Source organism: Geminicoccus flavidas (genome assembly GCF_009806515.1).
In the GTDB taxonomy this organism is placed as follows: Bacteria; Pseudomonadota; Alphaproteobacteria; order Geminicoccales; family Geminicoccaceae; genus Geminicoccus; species Geminicoccus flavidus.
In genome coordinates this window covers 1-1,070 of the sequence record NZ_WUJP01000185.1, presented here as the reverse complement: position 1 = coordinate 1,070, position 1,070 = coordinate 1, and the positions used below count along the sequence as shown (strand labels likewise).

Annotated in this window: 2 protein-coding genes; both read left to right on the top strand. The window is 69.5% G+C overall.

Annotation, left to right across the window (positions count from 1 at the left end):
* On the top strand, positions 1 to 523 hold a 523-nt coding region (locus tag EQG76_RS05085), incomplete at its 5' end, for a pyridoxal-phosphate dependent enzyme (protein ID WP_159711178.1).
* Between the two features lie 10 nt (positions 524 to 533).
* The coding region (locus EQG76_RS05080) for an FUSC family protein (protein ID WP_200840566.1) at positions 534 to 1,070 on the top strand (537 nt) is incomplete at its 3' end.

Sequence of the window (1,070 nt, the reverse complement as noted above, 5' to 3'; positions counted from 1 at the left end):
CGGCGGCACCTATTTCCACCCCTTTGCCGATAGGGACGTGGTGGCGGGGCAGGGGACGGTCGCCCTGGAGGTGCTGGAGGAGCATCCTGACACCAACGTGTTCCTGATCGCGATCGGCGGCGGCGGCCTGATCGCCGGCATGTCCACCGTGATCCGGGCGCTCAAGCCCGATGCGCGGATCATCGGCATCGAGCCCACCGGCTCGCCCACCCTCCATGCCAGCCTGGCCGCCGGCGAGGCAGTGACCCTGCCGAAGGTGACGACCACCATCCCGACCATGGGCTGCGGCCGCACCTCCGACCCGATCTACGAGATCGCCGCGAAGAACATCGACGAGATCGTGCTGCTGGAGGACGAGCAGATGGTCGAGGCCGCGAAGTGGCTGTGGTTCGAGTTCGGCCTGTCCGCCGACGCCAGCGGTGCCGCCGCCGCGGCCGCCCTGCGCACCGGTGCGGTCAAGGTCGACAAGGGCGATAAGGTCTGCGTCCTGGTCTGCGGCTCCGGTACGGACGGGATCGGCTGACCAGGGCGGCGTGAAGGCCGGGCCCGCATCACGCCTGGGCCTGGACGGCCCGCTCGTCGCTCATGGCCTGCGCCTGGCCTTCGCCGCCTGGTTGGCCTTCACCATCGCCACGCTGCTGGGCATCCCGCACCCCTACTGGGCGGCCATGCCGATCTGGGTCGTGGCACAGCCGCACAAGGGGCTCCTGTTCGAGCGGGCCTTCTTCCGGGTGGCCGGCACGCTGGTAGGCGCCGGCTTCGGCTTCTCCCTCGTCCATCTCGTGGGCCAGCCCTGGCTGCAGCTTCTCCTTCTGGCAGTCTGGATCGCGATCAACGGCGGCCTCACCCATATCCTGCGCGGCGTGCATGGCTATGGCGCGCTGCTCTCGGGTATTACCGCCGCGGTCGTCGTCCTGCCCACGCTGTTCTTCGCGGAGGACGCCACCGGCACGGCACAGGCCCGGGTGATCTGCACCCTGATCGGCGTGGTGGTGGTCACGCTGTTGACCGGCTTCTTCACGCCCGCCTCGCCGCGTCAGGAACTGTACGACCGGGTACGCCGGCTCTCA